Below are 26,538 nucleotides of genomic sequence, written 5' to 3'. Positions count from 1 at the left end.
GGGGGGGGGGGGGGGGGGCCGCTCTTCGCCCCAGCAGAAGCCCCCCTCACCCAACCCTCTCCCCCGTGGGCGGGGGAGAGGGCTTGAGCGTGCAGCGCGGGATCCCGTGGCGGCGACGGCGAGCGAAGCCGAAGGGGACCGCCTCTACGAGTCAGTCCACCGCGCCTTGCTCGCCGGCTTGCCTACCCAGGTCGGCCGCAAGGACGAGAAGGGCATCTACCAGAGCACGCGCGAGCGCAAGTTCCATGTCTTCCCCGGCTCGGCCTTGTCCAAGACGCCGCCAAACTGGATCTTCAGCGCGCAGATCCTGGACGTGGGCGGCCGTGTGTGGGGCATGTCGAATGCGCGGGTGGAACCGCTGTGGATCGAGCAGCAGGCCGCGCACCTGCTGCGTACCAGTTGCCGCGACGCGCACTGGTCGAAGAAGCGCGGCTGCGTAGTGGCGTACGAGCAGGTGAGCCTGTTCGGGCTGGTGCTGGTGGAGAAGCGGCCGGTCACCTTCCAGAAGCAGGATCCGGCGCTGGCGCATGCAATCTTCTTGCGCGAGGCGCTGGTGCGTGGCGACGTTGATAGCAAATCCGATTTCGTGCGCGCCAACCAGCGCGTGCTGGAAGACGCGCGTGGCATCGAGGCGAAGCAGCGGCGCGAAGGCCTGATCCGCCATGAAGACGATCTGGTGGCGTTCTTTGAGGGCAAGCTGCCCGAGGACATCGCCAGCAGCCGCGCGCTGGATGCGTGGTATCGCAAGGCGCGCCCTGCCGAGCAGGCGGCGCTGCGCTGGTCGCTGGATGACGTGATGGCCGGCGGCGCGGGGCTGGATGCGAAGGCGTTTCCCGCTTGGCTGGACATCCCGCCGCAGCGCTACAAGCTCGAATACCGCTTCGTGCCCGGCGACGAGGCCGATGGCGTCACCCTGCATCTGCCGCTGGCGATGTTGAACGCGCTGCCGGCCGCGCGTTGCGAGTGGCTGGTGCCGGGCCTGCTCAGCGAGAAAGTGGCCGAGCTGATCCGAGGCCTGCCGAAAACCCTGCGCCGCAATTTCGTGCCCGCACCGGATTTCGCCCGCGCCTTTGTCGAGGCCGAGGCGCCGCGCGACGCATCGCTGGCGAAGGTGCTGGCCGGTTTCCTGAAACGCACCACCGGCGTCGACGTCGATGCGGCGGCGTTCGACGCGGTCAAGCTGCCCGCGCATTTCCTGATGCGCTATCGCCTGCATGAGGGCGATGCGGTGAAGCCCGGCAAGACCCTGGCCAGCGGCCGCGACCTGGCCGAGCTGCGCGGCCGCTGGGAAGGCCAGGCGCGCGAGGCGTTCTCGCGCAAGACCGACATCGAGCTGACCCGCGAAGACGTGGCCAGCTGGGATTTCGAGGAAATCCCCGCGCAGGTGCGCTCCGAAGGTGGCCTGGCCGCGTTTCCGGCGCTGGTGGATCTGGGCGAGACGGTGGCGCTGCGCGTGTTCGAGCGCAGCGACGAGGCGCGTGCGGCGCACCGGCAAGGCGTCGTGCGCTTGTTGCGTAACGCGCTGGCCAGCGAGGCGAAGCAGGCGCGACGCCGCTTGCCGATCGCCAACCCGCTGTCGCTGAAATACACGCCGCTGGGCAGCATCGACAGCCTGCGCGAGGATCTGGTCGAGGGCGGTTTCACCGACCTGCTGGCACGCCACCAACTGGATGCGCGCAGCGCCGGCGATTTCGAAAAACTGCGCACGCAGTTGTCGCGCGAACTGTTCGGCGCCGCGGTGGAGCGCTTGAAACTGGCCGAGCCGATCATCGAGGCGCAAGCCGATCTGAAGCCCTGGCTGCAGCCTCCGCTGATGGGTTTCGCCCGCGCCAGCTACGACGACCTGCACGAGCAGTTCGATGCGCTGCTCACGCCGGGTTGCCTGCGCGAACTCTCGCCGGAACGGTTGGCCCACTACCCGCGCTACCTGAAAGGCATGCGACTGCGCGCCGAACGACTGCGCCAGGACCCGGCCAGGGATCAGCAACGCATGCTGCAGGTGATGCCGTATTGGCGCGCCTGGCTGCAACACCGCGCCGCCGGCGTCGATGCGCAGGCGCTGGCGGAATTGCGCTGGCTGATCGAGGAATGGCGTGTGTCGCTGTTCGCCCAGGAATTGAAGACCGCTGAACCAGTGTCGGCGAAGCGGTTGGCGAAAGCGCTTTCGGCGTTGTAGCCAAGCCAGCTTCTGTGGGAGCGACTTTTGTGGGAGCGACTTCAGTCGCGATGCTCTTGCGAATCCCGAATCCCGAATCCCGAATCCCGACCAAGAGCATCGCGACTGAAGTCGCTCCCACAGGTAGGAGCGTCCTAACCGCGTCGCGACTTCAACCGCTTCAGGATTTCCCCGCGCGCCTCGCGCAGGATGGAATCACGATCGAGACTGGCCACGATGTCGGCGACGGCGCGCTTGGCGCCGGCATCGCCCCAGGATTTGCCGCCGACCAAGTAGCGTTCGGCGGCGCGACCGATCAGCACCGTGGCGTACCAGCCCAGCGCGCCCTGCGCCGCGGCGGTGACGAAGACCGAGAGGCCGGCGCTCATGCCCTTGAGCGCGGAAGCGACCAGTTGCATGCCCCAGATGGCGCCCATCAACGCGGCCAGCTGCGCCGAGATCACCGCCACCAGCCGGCCGGATTCGGCGCGCGTCAGCGGCAGGCCGTAGACGCGCGACAGTTGCACCACCATCGCCGCATCCAGGCCCGCGGCGGCCAGCAGGTCGGCGACGGGAATCGGGTTCAGCGCCACCGCCACGCCCTTGGCCAGGCAGTAGTGGCGGATCAGCCGGGTGGCGACTTGCTGCCGCGTCTGCGCGATGCGGGCGCTGACCTGGTCGGTGAGCCGGCCCGCATACAGGCCGGCATTGATGGCCGACAGCGTCTTGCCCTCACGCGCGGCGATCGCCAGCAGGCGTTCGCGCAACGCCGCTACGTCCGGTGGCGGCGATCGCTCGCCGACGGTTTCGTTGCCCCGCGCATCGACGTCGATCAGCCGCTGCGCGGCAGGCAAAGCGGCCGCGGCCAGCACGTCATCGGGCCGCACCAGGCCGGCCACGCGCTGGCGCAGATGGTCCAGCAGGGCGGTCAGTTCATCGGCGCCGTAGCGATCGGCCTTGTTCAGCGCCAGCAGCAGCGGGCGCTGGGTGGCGGCCAGGGTTTTCAGGGCGTCCAGCTCCTGCCGGGTGAGGTCGCCATCGCAGACGAACACCACCAGGTCGGCGATCTCGGCCACGTCGAAGGCCAGCCGCTCGCGCGCTTCGCCGTCGAGCTCGTTGATGCCGGGTGTGTCGATCAATACCAGGCCGTCGTGCTGCGCTTCGTCCAGCGTCGCCTGGCCGGCTTCGGTGGTGGTGCCGTGCAGGACGCCCACGGGAAACGCTGGGCGACCGAGCAAGGCATTGCCCAGCGCCGACTTGCCCGCCGACACGCGGCCGAACACGGCGATGTGCAATTCGCCGCGCTCCAGTTTCGCCAGCATGCTCTCGATGCGAGCGAAATCCGTCGCCAGTTCGCTGCGCACCGCGGCGGGAATGGTGGGGTCGTCCAGCAGGCTGCGCAGGCTGTCGGCCACGCGCGACGAACCGCTGGACGTGCGGGCGTGCGGCACCGCCTCCGGATCGCGCGGCGTCGGCCGCAGGAGTCCGCGCAGGCGCTGCCACAAGCTGTCGATGGCCAATGCCGCGCGCCGCTATTTCGCGGTCAGTTGCAGATGCGCGGTGACCTTCACGTCGGCGCCGATCACCGACGTATCGGCGTACTCGCCGCCGCCCACACCGAAGTCGAGCCGCTGCACGACGCCGGCCACGTCCAGCGTGGCACCGCTGGCGGCGGGCTGGAATTTCACGTCCAGGCTGACCGGTTTGGTCACGCCGCGCATCGTGAGCTTGCCGTCGGCGACAACCTGCGCCCCATTGCGGCGAAAGCCGGTGGTGACGAAATGCGCGGTGGGGAACTTGGCCACGTCGAAGAAATCGCTGCCAGGAAGGGCGCCGTCGCGATCGCTGTCGCCGGTTTTCACGCTGGCCAGCGTCACCGTGACGTCGAACGCGGCCTGGGTCAGGTCGGCGGCGTCGTAGCGGATCGCCGCGTTCCACTTGTCGAAATGGCCGTTGAAGGTTTCACCCTGGAAGGTGCCGCTGAAACCCAGCGTGCTGGCGGCCGGTTGCACGGTGTACTCGGTGGCGGCGGCCAGCCCGGGCAGGGCCAGCGCCAGCAGCAGGGCGAATGATGGCAGGACGGGACGTTTCATCGGCGATCTCCTTCGGCATCCGGAAGCGGGCGCGGGCGGCCGAACGGCAGCATCCGGCGCAGCACATTGTCATTGTCGAACACATGGTGTTTCAGCGCGGCGCCCACATGCGCCACCAGCACCAGCAGCAGAAACCAGAACAGGTACTCGTGCACGCCGTGCGCGAAGTGGCGCAGCGTGTCGTTCTTTTCCGCCAGCGCCGGCAGGTTGAACTGCTTGAACCATTGCAGTGGCTTGCCGGTGACCGAATTGAACCACCAGCCGCTGAGCGGTATCGCCACGATCAATGCGTACAAAAAAGCGTGCACCGCCCGCGCGGACCATTGTTGCCAGCGCGGTGCCGGCGCTTCGCGAGGCCGGCCATCGAGCCACCGCCACAGCAGACGCAGCAGGGCCAGCGCCAGCACGGTCAGGCCGATGGATTTGTGCAGCGCCAGCCAGTTGATTTTCTGCATCGGCGAACGCGAAAGATCCATCAGCAGGCCGAACACGCCGTTGCCGATGATCGCCAGCGCGATCGTCCAGTGGAAAGCCTTGGCGATCGCGCCCCATCGGTAGGCGTTGCTGCGCAGTTTCATGCGAGGTCCTGCAGGCGGAAATGAATGCTCGAAGTCTGGCCGATGGGTGGCGATGGTGCCAGCGATGGGAGCGAAACGGTGCGTTTCCCGGTGGGACCAACTTCAGTCGCGATGCTTTTCCGTGAAGCCCAAAAGCAAGGGCATCGCGACTGAAGTCGCTCCCACAACAACAGGTCAGGGTGGCGGGGCATCGCGTTCGCGCACGGCGTCGAGGGTGAGCGTGGCCAGCTGGCGCAGGCGTGGGCCGTCGGCGTCGGTGAGCAAGGCTTTCAGGCGGGCGCCGGCATCGTCCTGGTCGAGCGTGTTGCGTTCGGCCAGCGAGGCGGACAGCGCGCGGCCCATCGCATCGAAGATCAGCGCATAGGCGAAGGCGTGCAAGACACCGCCGCCCAGCGTGCCCAGGCCGGGAAACGCCTTCAGTGCATTGCCGGCCACGGCCAGCACGATCGAGCTGCCGGTGCGCAGGGTGAGCCGGGCCTGGCGCACGAAATCCTCGATCTGCACGTCGCTGACCGGCACCTCATGCAATTGCGCCAGGGCGCGGGTGAGGCCGGTGGCGAGCACGCCCTGGATCACCAGGTCGCTGCCCGGCGCCACCGCGGCCAGCGCACCCACCACGGCGCGGCGGGCGTACTTGCGCACGATGCGTTCGGCCTCCTCGGCGCGGCTTTGCATTTCCAATGCGCCGGTGCGTTGATGCAGGCCTGCCAGCACGGCGTTCTCGCGCTGGCTTTCCAGGCCCTCGGCGCCGCGGGCGGTAAGCCGGGCCAGGGCGCGCAGCAGTGGCTCGATCGCGGGTTGGCGCTGGCGTTCGACGGTTTCGGTGCGGCCGTCGGCCAGCGTGCGCTGGAAGCGTTCGCTGCCGCCGGCGCTGATCGCCAGCACTGCACTGGCGATGCCGCGCGACAACTGGCGCAGGTGGGCCAGCAACTGCTCGCGCTCGGCCGCGTCCCATTGGTCGGCCTTGTTCATCACTAGCAGCAGCGGCTTGCCGAAGTCGGCCAGCCAGCGCAGTTCATCGGCCTGCTGGCGGTTGAGGTCGCCGGCGCAGAGGTAGATCACCGCATGTGCCCGCAGTGCCTCCTCGCGGGCCAGGGTTTCGTGCGCCTCGCCGCCGGCTTCGCGGCTGCCGGGCACGTCGGCCAGCACCAGGGTGCGTCCGTCGGGCAGCGCGCCGTCGTGGTGGCGTACCTCGCGCGTGGTGCCGCCGCGTACGTCGCTGGCGGCGATGGCCTGCGGCGCCAGCGCGCGGATCAGGCTGGACTTGCCGGTGGAGATTTCGCCGAACAACGCCACGTAGACGCGCTCGCTGGCGCGACGGCGGTCGAGTTCGGCCAGCTCGCTGCCCAGCGCGCCGGTGTCGGCGCCGCGGCTGCGCAATTGATCGATCCGTTGCTCCAGGCTGTCGCGATCGGGGGCGGGCATCGGGCGGCGCTTGCGGCGCGGTCGCAGCAGCCACCACAACACCGACAGGCCGGCCGCGGCGAAGATCGCCAGCGCGCCGCCCAGCGTCCATTGCAGCGCCGCGGGCAGGGCCAGGAAACGTTGCGCCAGCGCCAGCGCGCGCTCGGCGGCGGCAAACAGCAGCCACAGCAGCGCCGCCAGGGCCAGTGCGGTGAGCAGAAGTCGGAAGCGTCGGGGCATGCCGGCATTCTAGTGTGCCTGCGCCCCGGCAACGGGGCGTCGGGGCCGCCGCACGGTGTCGGCCCGCCCGCAGGACGCGTCGGCGCTCGCCGCATGTGGCCGCTTTTGGCATGATGGGCGCCGGGGAGGACATCCATGTTGGCAATGTTCCTGCGACACGCAGTGCGTGCGGCCGCCTTGCTGGTGCTTGCCGCGAACATGGCGTACGCGGCGTCGGCGTACGCCACTGTCGCGCCGGTCACCGGCACATCGGTTGTCGGTCCGCTGCCCACGCCGCAATTTCGTCGCTATGGCGTGGCCGATGGCCTGCCCAGCGGGCCGGTGTATGCGGTGGCGCAGGATCGCAACGGATTCATGTGGTTCGGCTCGTCGGCCGGGCTGGTGCGCTTCGACGGCGTCAGCTTCAAGACGTTTCGGCACTCGGACGCCGACCCCGACTCGCTGCCGGCCAACACCACCTACGCCTTGTTCGTGGATTGCGAAAACCGCATCTGGGCCGGCGGCATTTCCACCGGGCTGATTTCCTACGATCAGCGCAGTGGCCGCTTTCGCCATTGGCAGCATGACGATGCGAAGCCGGACAGCCTCTCCGGCAACGAGGTGTGGAGCATCGCCGAAACCAGCGATGGCACGCTGTGGGTGGCTACCGACCACGGCCTGGATCGCCTGCGCGCCGACGGCAACGGTTTCGATCATCTTGCGCTGGACGCGGCGGGCGAACACGCCGCATCGTTCGGCGAGACCCGCGCGTTGCTGGCCGATGCGGACGGACGGTTGTGGATAGGCGCCAGGCGCGGCCTCTTCCTGCGTCACGGCGACGGCACCATCAGCCGGGTGCCGATCGATCCGTCCTTCGAGGGCGACGTCGGCATGGCCTGGCACATCGAAGGCGGCCACGGCGAGGTTCGGGTGTCGATGACCGGCGGGTTGCTGGTCATTGGCAGCGACGGCGTGGCGCGCCCCGTGGCGAACAAGGCGCTGGCCGCCCGGCGCATTCCCAGCAGCACGCGCGACGCGCAGGGGCGGTTGTGGATCGGCACCATGGATGGCCTGCTGCTGGATACGGGCGACGGCAGGCTGCAGGCCATCGCCGGCCAGCCGCTGTTGCCGGGCGGGCTGCCCGGCAGCAAGATCTGGCAGACCGCGCTGGATCACGAAGGCGGCCTGTGGATCACCTTCGAGCAATCGAGCGTCGCCTACCTGCCGCCGGACTGGAACGGCTTCGCCCGTTTCACCCATGTGCCGGACGATCCGACCAGCCTGTCCAACATCGCCGCGTCGGCGATCCTGCTGGCGCGCGACGGCCAGCTGTGGGTGGGCGGCGAAAACGGCTGGGTCGACAAGCTGGACGCCACCACCGGCAAGGTCCAGCACGTGGTGCGCGGCGTGCGTGGGCAGATCGTGTGGCTGGCGGAGGATCTGCGCGGGCGCCTGTGGATCGCCAGCCCGGGCGAACTGCATCTGTTCGATCACGGCAAGCTGTCGCCCATCGATATCCGCAAGGCCGGCATCATGCGGCCGGTGATGCTTTGCGCCGCCACCGATGGCCGCATCTACGTGGCGGCCTGGGGCGGTGGCGTCTTCGCCATCGACGCCGACAGTCGCGCCATAGCGAAAATACCGATGGAGGACCCTACCGACGATTCGGTGGCCGTCGACCAGATCGGCTGCTACGCCGATGGGCCGTGGTACGCCAGCGCCGACGGGTTGCGGCGCTGGGATCCGGCGTCGCAGCGGATGCTGCTGGTTGCCGGCGTGCCCAGGCATGAAATCCTCACGTTTGCGCGCGATGCCGGTGGCTTCTGGCTGGTGACGCGCAGCAGCCTCGACCATTACCGCTACGCCGACGGCAAGGCCCGGCGCGACGACAGCGTCGACATCAGCGCGAAGCCGTTCGCGTCGGTGCTGGCCGACCTGCGGATCGACCGCAGCGGGAACTTCTGGCTGTTTGCCAATCCCGGCTTGTGGCGGCTCGGCAAGGACGACCGCCAGCTGAAATCGTTTGGTCCGGCGCAAGGCTTGTCGAATGTGGAGTTCAACAGTGGCGCCGTGGCGGTCGCATCCAACGGGATGATGTTTGCCGCCAACAGCGGTGGCGTGGTGGCGTTCCAGCCGGCGCTTTTCCCCGCGTCGGTGCCCGCCGGTTCACCACCGCAGGTGACCCTGGCCAGCCTGAACGTGCAACGTGATGGCGCCATCCACGCGCTGCCACGGGATGGTTCCGTGGTGCCGTTGCACTGGCGCGACCGCGATCTGCGCGTGGAAGTGCGCGTGGCCTCCTACGTCAACCCGGAGGCCAATCGCTACCGCTTCAAATTGACCGGCTTCGACACCAACTGGGTGGACGTGGACCATCGTGGCGAGCGCGATTTTGCCGGCCTGCCGGCAGGCGATTACACGCTCGAGGTGATGGCCGCCGGCCCGAGCGGCGTGTGGGGACACCTGGCCACGCCGCTGCGCATCCACGTGCAGGCGCCACCGTGGGCGCGCTGGTGGGCATGGGCGATCTATGTGGCAGTGCTGGTGCTGGTGGGCGGCCTGGGTCTGCGCGGGTGGCGCAACCGCATGGCGCAGCGCTATCGCCTGCAGCTCATCGAGCAGCAGCGCGAACTGGCCGAGCAGGCCAGTGCGGCCAAGACACAGTTTCTGGCCACGCTCAGCCACGAGATACGCACGCCGATGACCGGCGTGATGGGCATGGCGGAGCTGCTGCTGAGTACGCCACTCAACGCGCAACAGCACGACTACGCACAAGCCATGCAGCGCTCCGGCGGCATGTTGCTGAAGCTGCTCAACGACGCGCTGGACCTGGCCCGCATCGAGGCCGGCCGGCTGGAGCTGGAGCTGGCGCCGTTCGACCCGCGCCAGCTGGTCACCGACGTGGCGCAACTGGAGCAGGGGCTGGCACAGGCCAAGGGCCTGCGCTTCGTGCTGCAGGTGGATGACGACCTGCCCGAACGGGTGGTCGGCGACGCGGTGCGGGTCAAGCAGATCCTGCTCAACCTCGCCAACAACGCGTTGAAGTTCACCCAGCGCGGCAGCGTGACGGTGCGGGCGCAACGCTCGGCCGATGGCCTGCTTTTCAGCATCAGCGACACCGGCCCCGGCATCCCCGAGGCCAGCCAGGCGCGCCTGTTCGAACGGTTCGAGCAGGAAGCGGGACCGCAGCGGCGCGCCGGCAGCGGGCTGGGCCTGGCCATCTGCCGCGAACTGGCCGACATGATGGGCGGCAGCATCGAGCTGGAATCGCGGATGGCGCACGGCAGCACCTTCCGCGTGCGCCTGCCGCTGCCCGAGCCGCCGCCAGCGGTTCCTGTCACGACGGTCGACGGCGATCGTGCGCGCCGTATCCTGCTGGTGGAAGACGACACCATCGTGGCCGCCGTGTTGCGCGGATTGCTGGAGCAGCAGGGGCATCAGGTCTGCCACGTGGACAACGGTCTGGCGGCGCTGGCCGAACTGCCGCACTCGCGCTTCGACGTGGTGCTGCTGGATCTGGACCTGCCCGGCGTGGACGGTTTCCAGATCGCGCGGCTGATCCGCCAGCGCGAGGGCGCCGGTCGGCGCCTGCCGATCGTGCCGGTGACCGCGCGCTCGGGCAGCGAGGACGAGGCGCTGGCGCGCGCCGCGGGCATGGACGGCTTCCTGCGCAAGCCGGTGACCGGTGAACAGCTGGCCGCGGCGTTGATCTGTTACGCCAATATCGATCTCGAGGAAATCGAGCCCGGCTGATGGGTCGGTCGGCGGGAGGCTCGTTGTGTGGGAGCGACTTCAGTCGCGATGCTTTCGACTTTTCCAATCCCGAATCCCGAATCCCGAATCCCGAATCCCGAATCCCGAATCCCGTGAAAAGGCATCGCGACTGAAGTCGCTCCCACAGCGCTTGAGGCCTACATGTCGAACTTGCGTACCTCGAAGCCGCGCCGCTGGTATTCCTTCCAGCGCGTGCGCGAACCCTCGCGTGCGGACGGGTCGGCGGGCACCACCTCCAGCACGCGCTGGTAGTTGCCGGGCGCGCAGGCGTCGCGCAGGTTCAGCACCAGCGGTCGGTCGGTGGTTTCCAGGCCCAGCGGCACGATCAGCACCGCAGTGGTCGCGTCATCCTCGTCACCGGCCAACTGGTGCGGGATGAAACTGTCCTCGTCGAACGACCACAGCAATTCGTCGACCGCCTCGGCCTGGGCGAAGTCGCGGGTCAGGATCAACAGCGGCTGCTGCGCGGCAAACGCCTTCTTGGTCAGCTCGCAGACCAGCAACAACGGCTGCTCGCGGAAGCGGGGTTTGTCGATCAGGTAGAAATCGGCGCGCATGGATGCAGGGAATCGAGAATAGGGAATGGGGAATAGTAAACAACAACCCCGCAGCCGGCCCGGCTTTTCCCATTCCCTATTCCCTATTCTCTATTCCCGGTCCAACAGCCACTGCGCCAGCAACGCCACCGGCCGCCCCGTGGCCAGGCCCTTGCGGCCGTCGTCCCAGGCGGTGCCGGCGATGTCGAGGTGGGCCCAGCGCTGGCCTTCGGTGAAGCGCGACAGGAAGCAGCCGGCGGTGACGGCGCCGGCGCTCTTGCCGCCGATGTTGGCGACATCGGCGAAGCCGGAGTCGAGTTGGCTCTGGTAGTCGTCCCACAGCGGCAGGCGCCAGGCGCGGTCGAGAGTTTCCTCGCCGGCGGCCAGCAGTTCGGCGGCCAGGTCGTCGTGCTTGCTCATCAGGCCGCTGGCGTGCTTGCCCAGCGCCACCACGCAGGCGCCGGTGAGCGTGGCCGCGTCGACCATGGCCTGCGGCTTGAACTGCTGCGCCGTCCAGGTCAGCGCATCGCACAGGATCAGCCGGCCTTCGGCGTCCGTGTTGAGCACTTCGATGGTGAGGCCGGACAGGCTGGTCAGCACGTCGCTGGGGCGGTAGCTGTCGCCGCCGGGCATGTTCTCCACGCTGGGCACCACGCAGACCAGGTTGAGCTTCAGGCCCATCTTCACCGCGGCCACGAACGCGCCCAGCACGCCGGCGGCGCCGCCCATGTCGAATTTCATTTCCTCCATGCCGGCGCCGGGTTTCAGGCTGATGCCGCCGGAGTCGAAGGTGACGCCCTTGCCGACCAGCGCGTAGGGCTTGTCGCCCTCGCTGCCGCCCTTGTATTCCAGCGCAATCAGCCGCGGCTTGTTGACCGAGCCGCGCGCCACTGCCAGCAATGAACCGAAGCCCAGTTTCTCCATCTCGACTTCATCGAGCACGGTGCAGCTGACCTGCGCCTGCCCGTTGGCGAAGGCCTGCGCCTGTTCGGCGATATGGATGGGGTTGCAGATGTTCGGCGGCAGGTTGGCCAGGTCGCGGGCGAAGCGCACGCCCTCGGCGATGGCGCACGCCTGCTCCAGTCCACGCTGGGCATCGTCGCCGGCAGCGAAGGTGAGCGTGCCCAGCTTGGGCAGCGGGCTCTTGTCGCGCGGCTTGAAGGTGGCGGTGTAACGATAGGCGGCGTAATCGGCCGCCAGCGCGGCGATGCGTACGCGCCAGGCGCTGTCGCGACCGGGCACGTCCAGTTCGGTGAGATATGACACGGCTTCGACCACCGGCAGCTTTGCCAGCGCACGCGCCGCATCCATGCAGGCCTTGCGGAAGCGCGCGCCATCGAACGACTTCTGCGCACCCAGGCCCACCACCAGCACGCGTTTCGCGGCGATGCCCGCCGGCGCGAAAAGCACCACGCAGTCGCCGGCCTTGCCGCTGATGTCGCCGCTTTCCAGCTGGCGCTTGATGACGCCTTCAGCCGCGGCATCGACCTGTGCCGCCGCGCTGCTGAGCACGCCGTGTTCGTACACGCCGACCACCACGCAGGCGCTGTCGACGGTTTCGGGCGCGGCGGCGCCCAGGCTGAACTGCAATGTCATCGGAAGATTCCTGTGTGGGCCCGGCGCGGGCCGGACAGGCTAAACTCGCGGTTTGCCGGCCGGTCTGGGCACGGCTGGAGAGCGGGTTAGTTTATCGCATGCTGAGCATCCTCGACCGCTATTTCCTGCGTGAACTGGCGCAAACCGTGGCCGCCACCGTGGTGGTGTTGCTGGTGATCGTGGCCGGCAGCGCGTTCGCCCGCGTGCTGCAGCAAGTGGCCGGCGGCAGCTTTCCGGCCAGCGTGATGTTCCAGGTGCTGGGGCTGCGCACGCTCGACGGCCTCACCAACATGTTGCCGCTGGCCAGCTTCATCGGCGTGCTGATGGGACTGGGCCGGATGTACCGCGAAAGCGAGATGCACGTGCTGGCGTCGTCGGGCATGGGCGCGAGCGGCTTGTTGAAACCCGTGCTGTTGCTGAGCGGCGTGCTGGTATTGATCACCGCCGTGGTGTCGCTGTGGCTGGGGCCGTGGGCGGTGCGCACCAGCGACATGATGGTGGCCGCGGCGAACCGTTCGGTGATCGCGGTGGGGCTGGATGCAGGCCGCTTCACCGATCTGCCGGGCAAGGGCGGCATCATTTTCGTCGAGAGTCTGAACCGCGACGGCAGCCAGCTGGGGCGTACGTTCGTGGCCACGCAGCGCGACGGCGACGGCCAGCCGCACATCAAGCTGGTCAGCGCGGCCAGCGGCCAGCTGTACCAGGAAAGCGATGGCGGCAATCGCTTCATCGCCTTCAAGCAGGGCTGGCAATACGACATTCCGCTGGGCACGGATGACTGGCGCAGCATGCACTACGCGCGCAACGACACCGCGCTTTCCGACGTGCAGGGCGATGACGACGATGACCCCGTGCATGCGCTGGACAGCTGGACGCTGGCCCGCACCGACGCCCCCGACGCGCGTGCCGAGTTTGCCTGGCGCTCCAATGCGCCGGCATTGACCCTGGTGCTGTTGCTGCTGGCGGTACCACTGTCACGGCAGAACCCGCGTGAACCGCGCTACGGCCGGCTGCTGCTGGCGGTGATCCTCTTCTACCTGTACTACCTGCTGCTGGCGATGGGCCGCGCGCAGATCGGCAAGGACCACTGGCACAACCAGGCGCCGTTGTGGGGGCTGCATCTGCTGGTGGTGCTGCTCGCGGCATGGTTGCTGTGGAAGCAGTACAGCCCACGGAAAATCGCCGCCTTGCGGCCCGCGGCGGACAACGCATGAGCACGTTCACGATCAAGCGGGTCGACCGGCTGGTGGGCATGAGCGTGCTCGGCTCGCTGCTGATGGTGTGGCTGGTGCTGACCGGTTTCGATGCCATGACCCAGTTGGTGCGCCAGCTGCACAACGTGGGCAAGAATGGCTACACGCTCAACAACGCCATCGTCTACGTGCTGGTGACCTTTCCCCGCCGCGCCTACGAGATGTTCGGCAATGCCGCCCTGATCGGCGGCTTGCTGGGTCTGGGTGGGCTGGCGTCGACGGGTGAACTGACCGCGTTGCGGGCGGCGGGCATGTCGCGATTGCGCATCGCCGCATCGGCCGCCGGGGTGATCGGGGTGCTGATCGTGGGCGTGGTGGTGCTGGGCGAGACGGCCGCGCCGTGGGGCGACCAGCAGGCGCAGGCGATGCAGTTGCGGCTGAAGGCTGGCAACCTCGGCATGGCCACCAACAGCGGCCTGTGGGCGCGCGACGGCAACAACATCATCAATGCCAAGGCGGCCATGCTGAGCGCCCGGGGCACCGTGCAACTGGCGGACGTCCGCGTGTTCACCATGACCGACGACGGCCGGCTCAGCCGCTTCGACTGGGCGCGCACGGCCGAGCACGAAGGCAGCCAGTGGATGCTGCACGACGTGCGCAGCAGCGTGCTGGATACGCAGGGCGTGCACACGCGCAAGAGCGACACCCAGTCGTGGCAGTCGAGCCTGGACCCGCAGGTGCTGGCGCAGAACATGATCCAGCCGCAATACCTGTCGATGCGGGATCTGCTCGGCAACATGGCCTACAAGGAGCGCAACGGCGAAAGCCCCGGCAGCTACGCCGTGGCGTTCTGGGGCCGTGCCCTGTATCCGCTCAACGTGCTGGTGCTGGTGTTGTGCGCGATGCCGTTCGCGTTCGGCACGCTGCGCTCCGGCGGCCTCGGCAAACGCATGTTCGTGGGCATGCTGTTGGCCATCGGCTGGTATTTCCTGCAACAGGCGCTGGTCAACTTCGGCACCGTCTACGGCGTGCCCGCCTTGCCGGCCAATCTGTTGCCAGCCATCGTGCTGGCGCTGGCGGCCTGGCTTTATTTCCGCCGCCACGCCTGATCCAACCCGTCTGCCTGCCGGCCGCGTGCGCCCCGCGCGGGCCGTTTCTTGCGGCCGTCTTTTGTTTATGAACGAAAGATAAACGGCTATCTGGGCGCCCTGAGCAAATTCACGACGCGACCACGCAGTAACAGGTGGAGCGACATTTCTGTCTGAAATCGCTTCCGCGGCACGTTCCATCGCTGTGCGCGTCTTCGTGCGCAGCCCGCGGGGCGGGCATGACGTGAACGCATCTGAAAGGGGTACCAAGTGCTGGTTTTCCGAGGGCATCGCGACGGTCGCATGGCACCGCCGCGAGCTCATGCGCCCGACGGGCCGGCCACGTTGCGCCCAGTGAACAAGTTGCCCTTCCTCCGAGGAGACAAAAAGCATGGCCAAGCAGAGTAGTCAGAAATTCATCGCCAGAAACCGGGCGCCGCGCGTGCAGATCGAGTACGACGTCGAGGTTTATGGCGCGCAGAAAAAGGTCCAGGTGCCGTTCGTGATGGGCGTGATGTCGGACCTGTCCGGCGTCAACAACAGCGAGCTGCCGTCGATCGAAGAGCGCAAGGCGCTGGAGATCGACGTCGACAATTTCGACAACCGCCTGCAGTCGATGAAGCCGCGCGTGTCCTTTGCCGTGCCCAACACGCTGACCGGCGAAGGCAACCTCAACGTGGACATCACGTTCGAGAGCATGGACGACTTCTCCCCCGCCGCCGTGGCCCGCAAGGTCGCCCCCGTGGCCAAGCTGCTGGAGGCGCGCACCCAGCTCGCCAACCTCAGCACCTACATGGACGGAAAGGCCGGCGCGGAGAAGCTGATCGCCCAGGCCATCAACGACCCCGCACTGCTGCAATCGCTGGTATCGGCGGCCAAGCCCGCCGACACGGACGGAGAGTAAACACATGGCAACCGAAACACAGGCCGAACAGGGCGGCGCCACCGAAACCCTCGAAGCGGGCGATTTCGCCGCGCTGCTGAACAAGGAATTCAAACCCAAGAGCGAGCGCGCCAAGGAAGAAGTCGAATCCGCCGTGCGCACGCTGGCCGAGCAGGTGCTGGGCAAGGCCGACATCGTTTCCGACGACGTCACCCAGACCATCAACGCCTACATCGCCGAGATCGACCGCAAGCTCAGCGAGCAGATCAACGAGATCATGCACCACGCCGATTTCCAGAAGCTGGAAAGCGCGTGGCGCGGCCTGCATCACCTGGTCAACAACACCGAGACCGACCAGCAGCTGAAGATCCGCGTGATGAACATCTCCAAGAAGGAGCTGGGCAAGACGCTGAAGCGCTACAAGGGCACCGCGTGGGACCAGAGCCCGATCTTCAAGAAGATGTACGAAGAGGAATACGGCCAGCTTGGCGGCGAGCCGTACGGCTGCCTGGTCGGCGACTACTACTTCGACCACAGCCCGCCCGACGTGGAATTGCTGAGCGGTATCGCCCAGGTGGCGGCGGCGGCGCACGCGCCGTTCATCGCGGCGGCCAACTCGTCGCTGATGGGCATGGACAGCTGGAACGAGCTGTCCAATCCGCGCGACCTGGCCAAGGTTTTCTCCACGCCCGATTACGCCGCCTGGCGTTCGTTGCGCGAATCGGATGATTCCAAGTACCTGGCTCTGGCCATGCCGCGCACGCTGTCGCGCCTGCCGTACGGCGCGGCCACCAACCCGGTCGAGGAATTCAACTTCGAGGAAGACACCGCCGGTGCCGATTCCTCCAAGTACACCTGGCAGAACGCGGCGTACTCGATGGCGGTCAACATCAACCGCTCGTTCAAAGCCTACGGCTGGTGCTCGCGCATCCGCGGCATCGAGTCCGGCGGCGCGGTGGAAGGCCTGCCGGCGCATACGTTCCCCACCGACGATGGCGGCGTGGACATGAAGTGCCCCACCGAGATCGCGATCACCGATCGCCGCTCGGCCGAACTGGACAAGATGGGCCTGATGCCGCTGGTGCATCGCAAGAACTCGGACATGGCGGCCTTCATCAGCGCGCAGTCGCTGAACAAGCCCGAGGAGTACGACGATCCGGATGCCACCGCCAACGCGGCGCTGGGCGCACGCCTGCCGTACATGTTCGCCTGCTGCCGCTTCGCGCATTACCTGAAGTGCATCGTGCGCGACAAGATCGGCTCGTTCAGCAGTCGCGAGCAGATGCAGAGCTGGCTCACCAACTGGGTCACCAACTACGTCGACGGCGATCCGGCCAACTCCAGCGAAGAGACCAAGGCACGCAAGCCGTTGTCGGCGGCCGAGGTGGTGGTGGAGGAAGTGGAGGGCGCTCCGGGGTACTACACCTCGAAGTTCTACCTCAAGCCGCATTACCAGCTGGAAGGCCTGACGGTGTCGCTGCGGCTGGTTTCGCGCCTGCCCTCCGCTGCCAAGGCCTGATACCTCGGCAACGGGCAGCGTTTCAATGATGTACCCGCGACAGGAGCATCGATCGCGTCGAGCGCAGGTCTCGGTCGGACGGTAATCCTTTATCAATCAGGAAACAGAGGAGAGGTTTCATGGCATTTGACATGCACATCAAGTTCGGCAAGGGCAAGGTCGAGATCAAGGGCACTTCCACCCATGCCAAGCACAAAGACGAGATTCCGGTGCTGGCGTGGTCGTGGGGTGCCTCCAACTCCGGCAACCTGCACCAGGGTGGTGGTGGTGGCGGCGGCAAGGCCAACGTCCAGGATATTTCCCTCACCAAGTACGTGGACGGCAGTTCCAACGCGCTGTTGAACGCCGTCTGCACCGGCGGCCGCGTCGAGCAGGCCTGGCTGTACGTCACCAATGCCACCGGCGAACAGACCGACTTCCTCACCCTGGAGCTTAGCGAGGGCGTGCTGATCACGTCGTTGAGCACCGGCGGCAGCGGCGGCGAAGACAAGCTGACCGAGAACATCACGCTGCACTTCGGCAAGTTCAAGTTCATGTTCCAGCCGCAGAAGGATGACGGCTCCAAGGATGGCGGTACCAAGGACTTCACCTACGACATGCAGAAGGTCGCTGCGGCCTGATGCACCACCCTGCTGGCCCGGATTCGGGTCAGCAGGGCGTTTGTCCCGACTTCGTTCTCCTTACCCAGTGGTGATTGATCGTGGATGCAGATCCCCAGAACCTGCTGCAAGCCGGCCGGGTAAACGAGGCATTGCAGCAATTGACGGTGCAGGTGCGCGGCAAGCCCGCGGATGCCAAGTCACGCGTGTTCCTGTTCCAGTTGCTTGCCCTGATGGGCCAGTGGGAGCGGGCGCAGAACCAGTTGAACGTCAGCGGCGAGCTCGATCCCGGCAACACGTTGATGGTCAACGCCTACACCCAGGCGCTGCAGGGTGAGCTAACGCGCGCACGGGTCGTGGAAGGCGAGCGTTCGCCTTCGTTGATCGGCGAACCGGAACAATGGGTGGCGTTGCTGCTGCAGGCGTTCAAGCTGGATGCCCAGGGCAAGCACCACCAGGCGGCACCGCTGCGCGAGCAGGCGTTCGAACAGGCGCCGGCTGTAACTGGCCGCATCGATGACACGCCGTTCGAATGGATCGCCGATGCCGATCCGCGGTTTGGCCCGTGCCTGGAAATCGTCGTCAACGGCAGCTACGCATGGGTGCCGTTTGCGCGTTTGCAGACGCTGAAATTCGAATCACCCACCGACCTGCGCGACAAGGTGTGGGCACCGGTACAGATCACCTGGACCAACGGTGGCCAGGCCGTGGGCTTTATCCCTTGCCGCTATCCCGATTCGGAGCGCTCCGCCGACAGCGACGTGGTGCTGGCGCGCAAGACGGACTGGCTGAGCCTGGCCGACGACTTCTACGTGGGCTCCGGACAGCGCATGTTCGCCACCGATGCCGGCGAATACCCCCTGCTGGACGTCCGCACCATTTCCTTCGACAGCGTTTGACCAGGGCGGACGAGCCATGGCCGAACTCACCACCCAGGAACGATTGCAGCCCTCGCTGCTGGACCGTCTGACCGACGACGAGCCCGGCAAGTCCGAGGAGAGCCGCGAGAAAAGGGTGATCTCGGCTACCCGCCTGCGCGACTGCGTCACGCGCGACATTTCCTGGTTGCTCAACTGCGTGCACCTGGGTAACGACGTCGACCTGGAGCTGTATCCCGAGGTGGCTCGTTCGGTGCTGAATTTCGGCGTTCCGGACCTGACCGGCATGGTGCTGGCCGGTGTCGACGGCAGCGCACTTCAGCGGCAGATCAAGGACGCCATCGTGGCCTTCGAGCCCCGTCTCACCAGCAGCACGCTGCGCGTGACGGTGCAGGCCGACCGTGCGCGCATGGATCACCAGTCGCTGGTGTTCAACATCGAATCGGAGATGTGGGCGCAGCCGATCCCGCTGAACCTGTACCTGAAAACCGAAGTGGACCTGGAAACAGGCAAGTTCAACGTTTCTGAAAGTTTTGGTTGACCCCGATGGATCCGCGCCTGCTGCGTTATTACAACCGGGAACTGCAGCACGTCCGCGAGATGGGCGGCGAGTTCGCGCGCGAGTATCCGAAGATCGCCGGGCGGCTGGGCATGGAAGGCTTCGAGTGCGCCGACCCGTACGTGGAACGGCTGCTGGAAGGCTTTGCGTTTCTCGCCGCGCGCGTGCAGCTGAAACTCGATGCGCAGCAACCGGTGTTCACCCAGCACCTGATGGAAATGATCTACCCGCATTACCTGTCGCCGGTGCCTTCGATGGCGGTGGTGCAGATGCAAGCAGACCTGAAGGAAAGCGCGCTGGTCACCGGTCACACAGTGGCCCGCGATACCGCCCTGCGCAGCCTGATCGGGCGCGACGACCGCACGGCCTGCGAGTACCGCACGGCGCATGACGTCACCTTGTGGCCGCTGCAGATCACCGAAGCGAAGTATTTCGAAACGCCGGCCGCCATCGCCGCCGCTGGCGTGGCCATTCCCTCCAGCAAGACCGTGCGCGCCGGCCTGCGACTAAAATTCCAGGTGACGGCAGGCGCGCAGGTCAACATGCTGACGCTGGACGAGTTGCCGCTGTTCATCGCCGGCGCCGACGAGTTGCCCAAGCGGCTGTACGAGCAACTGCTGGCCAACGCGGTGGGCGTGGTGGTGCGCACGCAGGGCGCCAGTGGCCCGGTCGAGGAGCATCTCGACGCCGGCAGCATCCACAGCAAGGGCTTCGATGACAGCGAGGCGCTGATTCCCTACAGCGGTCGGTCCTTCAGCGGCTATCGCCTGCTGCAGGAATACTTTGCCTGCCCGGAGCGCTTCCTGTTCGCCGTGTTCACCGGCTTGCGCAAGGTGCTGGCGCGCTCCAACAGCAGCGAGTTCGAGATCGTGGTGTTGTTCGACCGCAGCGTCAGCCGGCTGCACAACGCCGTGGACGCGGGCAACTTCCGCCTGTTCTGCACGCCGGCGATCAACCTGTTTCCACGCCGCGCCGATCGCATCCACTTGCAGCAGGGCAAGACCGAATACCACGTGCTGGCCGACCGTACGCGACCGATGGATTTCGAGATCCACAGCATCAGCAACGTCGAGGGTTTCGGCGACCGGCAGGAGCCCGAACAGCGCTTCCAGCCGTTCTACGGCTGCGATGAGCGCACCTGGCACAGCGGCAACGCGGCGTTCCATACCGTGCGCCGCGAGCCGCGGCTGCTGTCGTCGCGACAGAAGTTGCACGGCGCGCGGTCCAGTTATGTGGGCAACGAGATGTTTGTTTCGCTGGTGGACGCGGCTGACGCTCCGTACTCCACCCAGTTGCGCCAGATCGGCATGCAATTGCTGTGCACCAACCGCGACCTGCCGCTGCAGATGCCGGTGGGCAAGTCGCATACCGACTTCACCCTGGACGTGGGCGCGCCGGTGGAGTCCATCCGCTGCGTGGCCGGCCCGACCAAGCCGCGCGCGTCGGTGGCGGTGGGCGAAACCGCGTGGCGGTTGCTGAGCCACCTGCAACTCAACTACGTCTCGCTGCTGGGCGACGGCAACGAGGATGGCGCCGCCGCGCTGCGCGAGATGCTGACGCTGTATTGCGACGAGTTCGACTCCAGCGCTCGGCGCCAGGTCGAAGGCATCAAGGCGGTCAGCTCGCAACCGATCGTGCGACGCATTCCGGTGCCCGGCCCGATCACGTTCGGGCGCGGCCTGGAGATCACGCTCACCTGTGACGACGCTGCCTTCGAAGGCACCGGCGCTTTCCTGCTGGGCTCGGTCATGCAGCACTTTTTCGCGCGCTACGTTTCGGTGAACTCGTTTACCGAAACCGTGCTGCGCACCCTGGAACGCAACGAGGTGGCCCGATGGCCCGTGCGGCTCGGCAAACGACAGACGCTGTAGCGCTGCAGAACGCGCTGCGCGACCGGCCGGAGGACTTCGAATTTTTCGAGGCCATCCGCCGGCTGGAGTGCGCGTTTCCCGAGCAGCCACGCGTGGGCGAATCGACCAAGCCGGCGGAGGACATGGTGCGCCTGTGCCACACGCCGTCCCTGGCGTTCGCACCGCGCACCATCGATCGTTTCGAGCCGGGTGGCGCGGGGGCGCCGGCGCGCATGCATGGGCTGTTCTTCGGCCTGTTCGGCCCCAATGCGCCGCTGCCGCTGCATCTGACCGAATACGCCCTCGATCGCCAGCGCAACGAGAAGGATTCCACCTTCATCGCGTTCGCCAACATCTTCCATCACCGCATGACCAGCTTGTTCTATCGGGTCTGGGCCGACGCGCAGCCGACCGTGCAGTTCGATCGCCCGCAGGAGGATCGTTTCCGCTTGTACATGGGCGCGCTGGTGGGCTTGTCGACGCCTGGCCTGGACGGCCGCGATGCGATGCCCGATCAGTACAAGCGCTTCTTTGCGGGTCGCTTGCTGGCACAGACGCGCAACGCCGAAGGCCTGCGCACGCTGCTGGAGCAGTTCTTCCGTATCCCAGTGCGCATCGTGGAATTCATGGCCGAGTGGATGCGCCTGCCGTCGACGGCGCACCTGCGGCTGGGCCATTCCAGCGAGGTGGCGGGCCTGGGCCTGACCGCGGTGATGGGCGAGCACGTCTGGGGAGCGCAGCAGCGCTTCCGACTGCGGCTTGGGCCGTTGAACCGTGCGCAGTTCAACAACTTCCTGCCGGGCGGGGAAGCGCTGCGGCAACTGATGGCGGCGGTCAAAACCTACATCGGCGAAGAGAAAGCGTGGGATGTGCAGTTGGTGCTGAACCGGGACGAGGTGCCGGTGACGCGCCTGGGGCAGGCCGGTCGGCTGGGGCTGACCACGTGGATGGGCAGGCGCCAGCACGACGGCGACGCCGACCAGGTGGTGCTCAGGCCGGCGGGGTAACACGGCGCGCAAGCGTCACTCGATCACAACAGGTTCGCGACAGCGTCCATCGGCGGCCGCGGACCAAGATGACCATTCAACCGAAGGGATAGAAAATCATGGCGGAAATCAGTCGCAGCGCGTTGTTCGGCAAGCTCAACAAGCTGGCATACCGGGGCATCGAAAGCGCCACCGTGTTCTGCAAGCTGCGCGGCAATCCCTATGTCGAGCTGGTGCACTGGATCCACCAGATCCTGCAGCTGCAGGACTCGGACCTGCACCGCATCATCAAGCAGTTCAACCTCAACCCGTCGAACCTGGCGCGCGATGTCACCGACGCGCTGGACCGGTTGCCGCGCGGCTCGTCGTCGATCTCCGACCTTTCCAGCAACGTGGAGGAAGCGGTCGAGCGCGGTTGGGTTTTCGCCACGCTGATGTTCGGCGAGGCGCAGGTACGCACCGGTTACCTCCTCGTGGGCGTGGTGCGCACGCGGCACCTGCGCAATGCGCTGGTGGCCATCTCGGCCGAGTTCGACAAGATCAAGCCCGAGGCGCTGGTGGAGAAATTCGCCGAAGTGGTCGCCGGCTCGCCCGAGGATGGCCAGAGCGCGAGTGACGGCTTCCACATTGGCGGCGCCGTTCCCGGCGAAGCCAGCGGCGCGATGGGCCCGGCGCAGATGGGCAAGCAGGAGGCGCTGAAGCAGTTCACCATCGATCTCACCGAGCAGGCGCGCGAAGGCAAGATGGATCCGATCGTCGGCCGCGACGACGAGATCCGCCAGCTCGTCGATATCCTGATGCGCCGCCGCCAGAACAACCCGATGCTGGTCGGTGAGGCGGGCGTCGGCAAGACCGCAGTGATCGAAGGTTTTGCCATGCGCATCGCCATCGGCGACGTGCCGCCACCGCTGAAAGACGTGCAGTTGCGTGCACTCGACGTTGGCCTGCTGCAGGCCGGCGCCAGCATGAAGGGCGAGTTCGAGAATCGTCTCAAGCAGGTCATCGAGGAGGTTCAGTCCTCAACCAAGCCGATCATCCTGTTCATCGACGAGGCGCACACCCTGGTCGGCGCCGGTGGCGCTGCCGGCACCGGCGACGCGGCCAACCTGCTCAAGCCCGCGCTTGCCCGCGGCAACCTGCGCACCATCGGTGCCACCACCTGGGCCGAGTACAAAAAGCACATCGAAAAGGATCCGGCGCTGACCCGCCGCTTCCAGACCGTGCAGATCGACGAGCCCAGCGAGGAAAAGGCGATCCTGATGATGCGCGGCGTCGCCAGCGTGATGGAGAAGCACCACAAGGTGCAGATCCTCGACGAGGCGCTGGAAGCCGCTGTCAAGCTGTCGCACCGCTACATCCCCGCGCGCCAGCTGCCGGACAAGTCGGTCAGCCTGCTCGACACCGCCTGCGCCCGCGTGGCGATCAGCCAGCATGCGGTGCCCGCCGAAGTGGACGACACGCGCAAGCGCATCCAGGCGCTGGAAACCGAGCTGGGCATCATCGCCCGCGAGAAGAACGTGGGTGTCGAGGTCACGGCGCGCGAAGAAGCCGCCAACGAGAAGCTGACAACCCAGAAGGCGCGGCTGGAAACACTGGAGGCGAACTGGGTCGCGGAAAAGGATCTGGTCGAAAAAATCCTCGATATCCGCTCGAAACTGCGCGGCTCCAACGCGCCGGTGGAAGGCACCGGCAGTGCGCTTGAAGAGTCGGCCAAGCAGGAGGCGGAAGCCAAGAGCGCGCCGCCGGCGGGCGAAGCCGCGCTGGACGGTGCCGAGCGCGCGGCAGCGCTGGAAGAACTGAAAGGCCTGCAAACCCGGTTGGCCGAACTGCAGGGCGAAACCCCGCTGATCCTCGCCTCCGTCGACTATCAGGCCGTCGGCTCGGTGGTGTCGGACTGGACCGGCATCCCGGTCGGCCGCATGGTCAAGAGCGAGCTGGAAACCGTGATGAACCTGGCCGGCCTGATGGGCCAGCGCGTCATCGGCCAGGATCACGCGATGGAGATGATCGCCAAGCGCATCCAGACCTCGCGCGCCGGCCTGGTCGATCCGAACAAGCCGATCGGCGTGTTCATGCTCGCCGGCACCTCAGGCGTCGGCAAGACCGAAACCGCGCTGGCCCTGGCCGAGGCGCTTTACGGCGGTGAGCAGAACATCATCACCATCAACATGAGCGAGTTCCAGGAAGCGCATACCGTCTCAACCTTGAAGGGTGCGCCCCCCGGCTACATCGGCTACGGCGAAGGTGGCGTGCTCACCGAGGCGGTGCGCCGCAAGCCGTACTCCGTGGTGCTGCTGGACGAGGTGGAAAAAGCCCATCCCGACGTGCACGAAATCTTCTTCCAGGTGTTCGACAAGGGTGTGATGGAAGACGGCGAAGGCCGCTCGATCGACTTCAAGAACACCCTGATCCTGCTGACCACCAACGCCGGCACCGACATGATCGCCGGCCTGTGCAAAGACCCGGAGCTGATGCCCGATCACGAAGGCATGGCCAAGGCACTGCGCGAGCCGCTGCTGAAGATTTTCCCGCCGGCGCTGCTGGGCCGCCTGGTGACAATCCCGTACTACCCGCTCAGCCCGGAGATGCTGGGCAAGATCGTCAAGCTGCAGATCAACCGCATCAAGAAACGCGTCGAAGCCCGCTACAAGATCCCGTTCGATTACAGCGAGGACGTGGTGAAGCTGGTGGTCGAGCGCTGCACCGAAACCGAATCGGGCGGCCGCATGATCGACGCCATTCTCACCAACTCAATGCTGCCGGATATCTCTCGGGCGTTCCTGACCAAGATGATCGAGGGTGAGGAGATCGCGAAGGTGCAGGTGGGGGTGACGGATGGGGAGTTTTCGTATGGGTTTGGGTGAGGTATGACGGAAAGTGAATCTGATCCGTTTCTGTTCGGAGCGTTTCGCCAAAAATTTCCATGTTCCATTGCAGATGTTAGTCATTAAGTTCAGTTCACTAAAACCATCCAATCATAGGTGAGCGGCATGGTGAGCTTTGCCGTTTGAGCCGACTTCAAATCGACGCGATAAATCAACTAAGGAGAATAAGGTATGCCTTTCGGTATCGGATCCAAGAGCGCCCAGACCCCCAGTGAGAGCAGTCAACAATCCAAGTCCAACACCAAGGGGGCATTCCTGCACCTTATTGCCGGACTTGATGACGCTACGCCGTATCGGGTGTATCACAAGTGGCGCAAGGTTGGCGATGTTGCCCAGAAAGGCATGCCGCATCATAGTCAGATATTCATTTGCAACGCGGCTGATGTAGAAGTGCTCAATTTCGGTCTATTCGGCAACGCCAATGGAATGGTGGAATATTGTAACGACGGCAATGATCCCAACAATCCTTACCATACAAGCACGTCGTATAAACCGAACCCTAAGGTCGCTACCGGTAGGGAAATTACTGCGGCGATCAATCGCGCTCAACTTAAATGTGGTCCGAATTACAAGTTGTTACACAATAACTGTCAGAAATTCGCACGCATCTTCATGACCGCACTTGGTTCCTCTCACTCAAGAGAACTGTTTCACCCCTGAGGGTTATAGCGCTACTTTGAATATCGAGAGAAACGGGGTCGGGTTAATTTGACTGCGATAATGAATAACTGAATCCGTACCCGTTATTGGGTGGTTATCTCATGTGGCGGGACTTGGATATTCGACAGACCGGTATCTGGCAGAGATAAATCCATTTAGGGGGTTCCATGAGAGTCACGCTTGTCGCTCCGGCGGCGAACCAGTTGCTTTCCGAGTATTGCGTGGGTCAGGCGTCGAAAATCTGTGTCTACCCAGGCATTGCTCAGTGTTTTGCCATTGCTGGCTGGAGCCAGGCCGGCATGCTTTGTGCCCACGTCAGCCCTGGTGCGACGAGTGAGGAGATCGATGCCACATTCCAATATCTGCGCAACATGGGAGGCGGCCAGGTACAGCGCTGGTACGTGGTGGGCCCTTGCACAGATCATTTCGCCGCCACAACGTCGCAGTGGCGTTCAGTTCAGGATATCAAGAAGTCTTTCAAGCAATTGAAGAACAAGAACGGCGAGCACTGGATTCTTGACGTTACCGCCGAGCGACAAGCTTTCAGTTGGGGCATCGACATCCAAGCCACGCCGTGCAACTGGGCGCCAGTCATCTATTTTGACTACCGTAAGTGGGGTTCGAAGGGTGGTTGGAGCGATCTTAAGGTGCACAAGTTCGAACGCTTCTGATCGTCTGTCGTGGCATGGCGCTCATCGCGCGGATGTGCGTGTTACTCGTAATAGGAAAGCAGGTCAGATCGCCTTCCCTATCAATTGAAGCTATTTCCAGTGAATTTTTCGGGAAAATCACCATGCAACCTGCCGCCCGCCTCACCGACATGCACACCTGCCCGATGACCACCGGGCCGGTGCCGCACGTCGGTGGACCGATCGTGGCGCCAGGTTCGCCGAAGGTACTCATCGGCGGCCTGCCGGCGGCTTGCATGGGTGACATGGTGACCTGCGTCGGGCCACCGGATTCGATCATCAAGGGTTCGACGAAAGTTCTGGTCGGCGGCAAGCCCGCCGCGCGCATGGGTGACAGCACGGCGCATGGCGGCGTGATCGTATTGGGTTGCATGAAGGTGTTGATAGGCTGATG

The 26,538-nt window shown here is 65.8% G+C and carries 20 protein-coding genes and 1 pseudogene; 15 read left to right on the top strand and 6 right to left on the bottom strand.

Annotated features, from left to right (window positions below; all coding sequences use genetic code 11):
• Positions 1 to 2,176, top strand: a 2,176-nt coding sequence (locus tag UU9_RS03635; RefSeq protein ID WP_050982372.1) for a DUF3418 domain-containing protein, incomplete at its 5' end; no start/stop codon positions are given.
• 134 nt (positions 2,177 to 2,310) lie between these two features.
• On the opposite strand, the gene UU9_RS03630 is transcribed toward UU9_RS03635, so the two are convergent.
• From UU9_RS03630 to UU9_RS03615, 4 genes are all read right to left on the bottom strand, one after another.
• A complete protein-coding gene (locus UU9_RS03630) occupies positions 2,311 to 3,675 on the bottom strand; it encodes a GTP-binding protein (protein ID WP_007080362.1) in 1,365 nt (454 codons plus the stop codon).
• Between the two features lie 12 nt (positions 3,676 to 3,687).
• A complete protein-coding gene (locus UU9_RS03625; RefSeq protein ID WP_007080361.1) occupies positions 3,688 to 4,248 on the bottom strand; it encodes a YceI family protein in 561 nt (186 codons plus the stop codon).
• Positions 4,245 to 4,826: a cytochrome b gene (locus tag UU9_RS03620; RefSeq protein WP_007080360.1), complete on the bottom strand. Its 582-nt coding sequence runs from the start codon at positions 4,824 to 4,826 to the stop codon at positions 4,245 to 4,247. The genes UU9_RS03625 and UU9_RS03620 overlap by 4 nt, the downstream gene beginning before the upstream one ends.
• Positions 4,827 to 5,000: 174 nt before the next feature.
• The gene (locus tag UU9_RS03615; protein WP_007080359.1) at positions 5,001 to 6,470 is read right to left on the bottom strand and encodes a GTPase; all 1,470 of its coding nucleotides are present in this window, start codon (positions 6,468 to 6,470) and stop codon (positions 5,001 to 5,003) included.
• A 135-nt stretch (positions 6,471 to 6,605) separates the two neighbouring features.
• On the opposite strand from UU9_RS03615, the gene UU9_RS03610 reads away from it, so the two are divergent.
• On the top strand, positions 6,606 to 10,202 hold the full coding sequence (locus tag UU9_RS03610; RefSeq protein WP_007080358.1) for a hybrid sensor histidine kinase/response regulator: 3,597 nt from the start codon (positions 6,606 to 6,608) through the stop codon (positions 10,200 to 10,202).
• Positions 10,203 to 10,360: 158 nt separating this feature from the next.
• On the opposite strand, the gene UU9_RS03605 is transcribed toward UU9_RS03610, so the two are convergent.
• Positions 10,361 to 10,780: a DNA polymerase III subunit chi gene (locus tag UU9_RS03605; RefSeq protein WP_007080357.1), complete on the bottom strand. Its 420-nt coding sequence runs from the start codon at positions 10,778 to 10,780 to the stop codon at positions 10,361 to 10,363.
• A 90-nt stretch (positions 10,781 to 10,870) separates the two neighbouring features.
• The gene (locus tag UU9_RS03600; protein ID WP_007080356.1) at positions 10,871 to 12,355 is read right to left on the bottom strand and encodes a leucyl aminopeptidase; all 1,485 of its coding nucleotides are present in this window, start codon (positions 12,353 to 12,355) and stop codon (positions 10,871 to 10,873) included.
• Between the two features lie 98 nt (positions 12,356 to 12,453).
• On the opposite strand from UU9_RS03600, the gene lptF reads away from it, so the two are divergent.
• The 13 genes and pseudogenes from lptF to UU9_RS03540 all read left to right on the top strand — a co-directional run bounded on the left by lptF (position 12,454) and on the right by UU9_RS03540 (position 26,536).
• Positions 12,454 to 13,569 carry an LPS export ABC transporter permease LptF gene (gene lptF, locus UU9_RS03595; protein WP_007080355.1) on the top strand — a complete coding sequence of 372 codons (1,116 nt, stop codon included), beginning with the start codon at positions 12,454 to 12,456 and terminating at the stop codon, positions 13,567 to 13,569.
• Entirely contained in the window at positions 13,566 to 14,657 is a 1,092-nt protein-coding gene (lptG, locus tag UU9_RS03590; RefSeq protein ID WP_007080354.1) for an LPS export ABC transporter permease LptG, read from the top strand. The genes lptF and lptG overlap by 4 nt, the downstream gene beginning before the upstream one ends.
• A 370-nt stretch (positions 14,658 to 15,027) precedes the next feature.
• Positions 15,028 to 15,540 carry a type VI secretion system contractile sheath small subunit gene (gene tssB, locus UU9_RS03585; protein WP_007080353.1) on the top strand — a complete coding sequence of 171 codons (513 nt, stop codon included), beginning with the start codon at positions 15,028 to 15,030 and terminating at the stop codon, positions 15,538 to 15,540.
• 4 nt (positions 15,541 to 15,544) lie between these two features.
• The gene (gene tssC / locus UU9_RS03580; protein ID WP_007080352.1) at positions 15,545 to 17,038 is read left to right on the top strand and encodes a type VI secretion system contractile sheath large subunit; all 1,494 of its coding nucleotides are present in this window, start codon (positions 15,545 to 15,547) and stop codon (positions 17,036 to 17,038) included.
• A gap of 119 nt (positions 17,039 to 17,157) precedes the next feature.
• Positions 17,158 to 17,658 carry an Hcp family type VI secretion system effector gene (locus tag UU9_RS03575; protein WP_007080351.1) on the top strand — a complete coding sequence of 167 codons (501 nt, stop codon included), beginning with the start codon at positions 17,158 to 17,160 and terminating at the stop codon, positions 17,656 to 17,658.
• An 80-nt stretch (positions 17,659 to 17,738) separates the two neighbouring features.
• Positions 17,739 to 18,536, top strand: a complete 798-nt coding sequence (locus UU9_RS03570) for a type VI secretion system accessory protein TagJ (RefSeq protein ID WP_156804167.1) — start codon at positions 17,739 to 17,741, stop codon at positions 18,534 to 18,536.
• A 16-nt stretch (positions 18,537 to 18,552) separates the two neighbouring features.
• Entirely contained in the window at positions 18,553 to 19,056 is a 504-nt protein-coding gene (gene tssE, locus UU9_RS03565) for a type VI secretion system baseplate subunit TssE (RefSeq protein ID WP_007080349.1), read from the top strand.
• Between the two features lie 5 nt (positions 19,057 to 19,061).
• The gene (tssF, locus tag UU9_RS03560; RefSeq protein WP_007080348.1) at positions 19,062 to 20,945 is read left to right on the top strand and encodes a type VI secretion system baseplate subunit TssF; all 1,884 of its coding nucleotides are present in this window, start codon (positions 19,062 to 19,064) and stop codon (positions 20,943 to 20,945) included.
• Positions 20,909 to 21,931, top strand: a complete 1,023-nt coding sequence (tssG, locus tag UU9_RS03555; protein ID WP_007080347.1) for a type VI secretion system baseplate subunit TssG — start codon at positions 20,909 to 20,911, stop codon at positions 21,929 to 21,931. The genes tssF and tssG overlap by 37 nt, the downstream gene beginning before the upstream one ends.
• A gap of 98 nt (positions 21,932 to 22,029) precedes the next feature.
• A pseudogene (gene tssH, locus UU9_RS03550) lies at positions 22,030 to 24,694 on the top strand (type VI secretion system ATPase TssH); the annotation flags it as partial.
• 272 nt (positions 24,695 to 24,966) lie between these two features.
• Entirely contained in the window at positions 24,967 to 25,455 is a 489-nt protein-coding gene (locus tag UU9_RS17825) for a hypothetical protein (RefSeq protein ID WP_156804166.1), read from the top strand.
• Positions 25,456 to 25,622: 167 nt separating this feature from the next.
• The gene (locus UU9_RS03545; protein WP_007080345.1) at positions 25,623 to 26,126 is read left to right on the top strand and encodes a hypothetical protein; all 504 of its coding nucleotides are present in this window, start codon (positions 25,623 to 25,625) and stop codon (positions 26,124 to 26,126) included.
• Between the two features lie 122 nt (positions 26,127 to 26,248).
• Positions 26,249 to 26,536 carry a PAAR domain-containing protein gene (locus tag UU9_RS03540; protein WP_007080344.1) on the top strand — a complete coding sequence of 96 codons (288 nt, stop codon included), beginning with the start codon at positions 26,249 to 26,251 and terminating at the stop codon, positions 26,534 to 26,536.
• Positions 26,537 to 26,538: the final 2 nt, after the last annotated feature.

The organism is Rhodanobacter fulvus Jip2, from assembly GCF_000264315.1.
GTDB lineage: Bacteria > Pseudomonadota > Gammaproteobacteria > Xanthomonadales > Rhodanobacteraceae > Rhodanobacter > Rhodanobacter fulvus.
Note: the sequence above shows the minus strand (reverse complement) of the source record. Positions and strands in the feature narration are given on the sequence as shown.

Coding starts and splice junctions, on each gene's coding strand:
- UU9_RS03625 (WP_007080361.1), bottom strand. CDS start 4,248: ATGAAACGTCCCGTCCTGCCATCATTCGCCCTGCTGCTGGCGCTGGCC.
- UU9_RS03620 (WP_007080360.1), bottom strand. CDS start 4,826: ATGAAACTGCGCAGCAACGCCTACCGATGGGGCGCGATCGCCAAGGCT.
- UU9_RS03615 (WP_007080359.1), bottom strand. CDS start 6,470: ATGCCCCGACGCTTCCGACTTCTGCTCACCGCACTGGCCCTGGCGGCG.
- UU9_RS03610 (WP_007080358.1), top strand. CDS start 6,606: ATGTTGGCAATGTTCCTGCGACACGCAGTGCGTGCGGCCGCCTTGCTG.
- UU9_RS03605 (WP_007080357.1), bottom strand. CDS start 10,780: ATGCGCGCCGATTTCTACCTGATCGACAAACCCCGCTTCCGCGAGCAG.
- UU9_RS03600 (WP_007080356.1), bottom strand. CDS start 12,355: ATGACATTGCAGTTCAGCCTGGGCGCCGCCGCGCCCGAAACCGTCGAC.
- lptF (WP_007080355.1), top strand. CDS start 12,454: ATGCTGAGCATCCTCGACCGCTATTTCCTGCGTGAACTGGCGCAAACC.
- lptG (WP_007080354.1), top strand. CDS start 13,566: ATGAGCACGTTCACGATCAAGCGGGTCGACCGGCTGGTGGGCATGAGC.
- tssB (WP_007080353.1), top strand. CDS start 15,028: ATGGCCAAGCAGAGTAGTCAGAAATTCATCGCCAGAAACCGGGCGCCG.
- tssC (WP_007080352.1), top strand. CDS start 15,545: ATGGCAACCGAAACACAGGCCGAACAGGGCGGCGCCACCGAAACCCTC.
- UU9_RS03575 (WP_007080351.1), top strand. CDS start 17,158: ATGGCATTTGACATGCACATCAAGTTCGGCAAGGGCAAGGTCGAGATC.
- tssE (WP_007080349.1), top strand. CDS start 18,553: ATGGCCGAACTCACCACCCAGGAACGATTGCAGCCCTCGCTGCTGGAC.
- tssF (WP_007080348.1), top strand. CDS start 19,062: ATGGATCCGCGCCTGCTGCGTTATTACAACCGGGAACTGCAGCACGTC.
- tssG (WP_007080347.1), top strand. CDS start 20,909: ATGGCCCGTGCGGCTCGGCAAACGACAGACGCTGTAGCGCTGCAGAAC.
- UU9_RS17825 (WP_156804166.1), top strand. CDS start 24,967: ATGCCTTTCGGTATCGGATCCAAGAGCGCCCAGACCCCCAGTGAGAGC.
- UU9_RS03545 (WP_007080345.1), top strand. CDS start 25,623: ATGAGAGTCACGCTTGTCGCTCCGGCGGCGAACCAGTTGCTTTCCGAG.
- UU9_RS03540 (WP_007080344.1), top strand. CDS start 26,249: ATGCAACCTGCCGCCCGCCTCACCGACATGCACACCTGCCCGATGACC.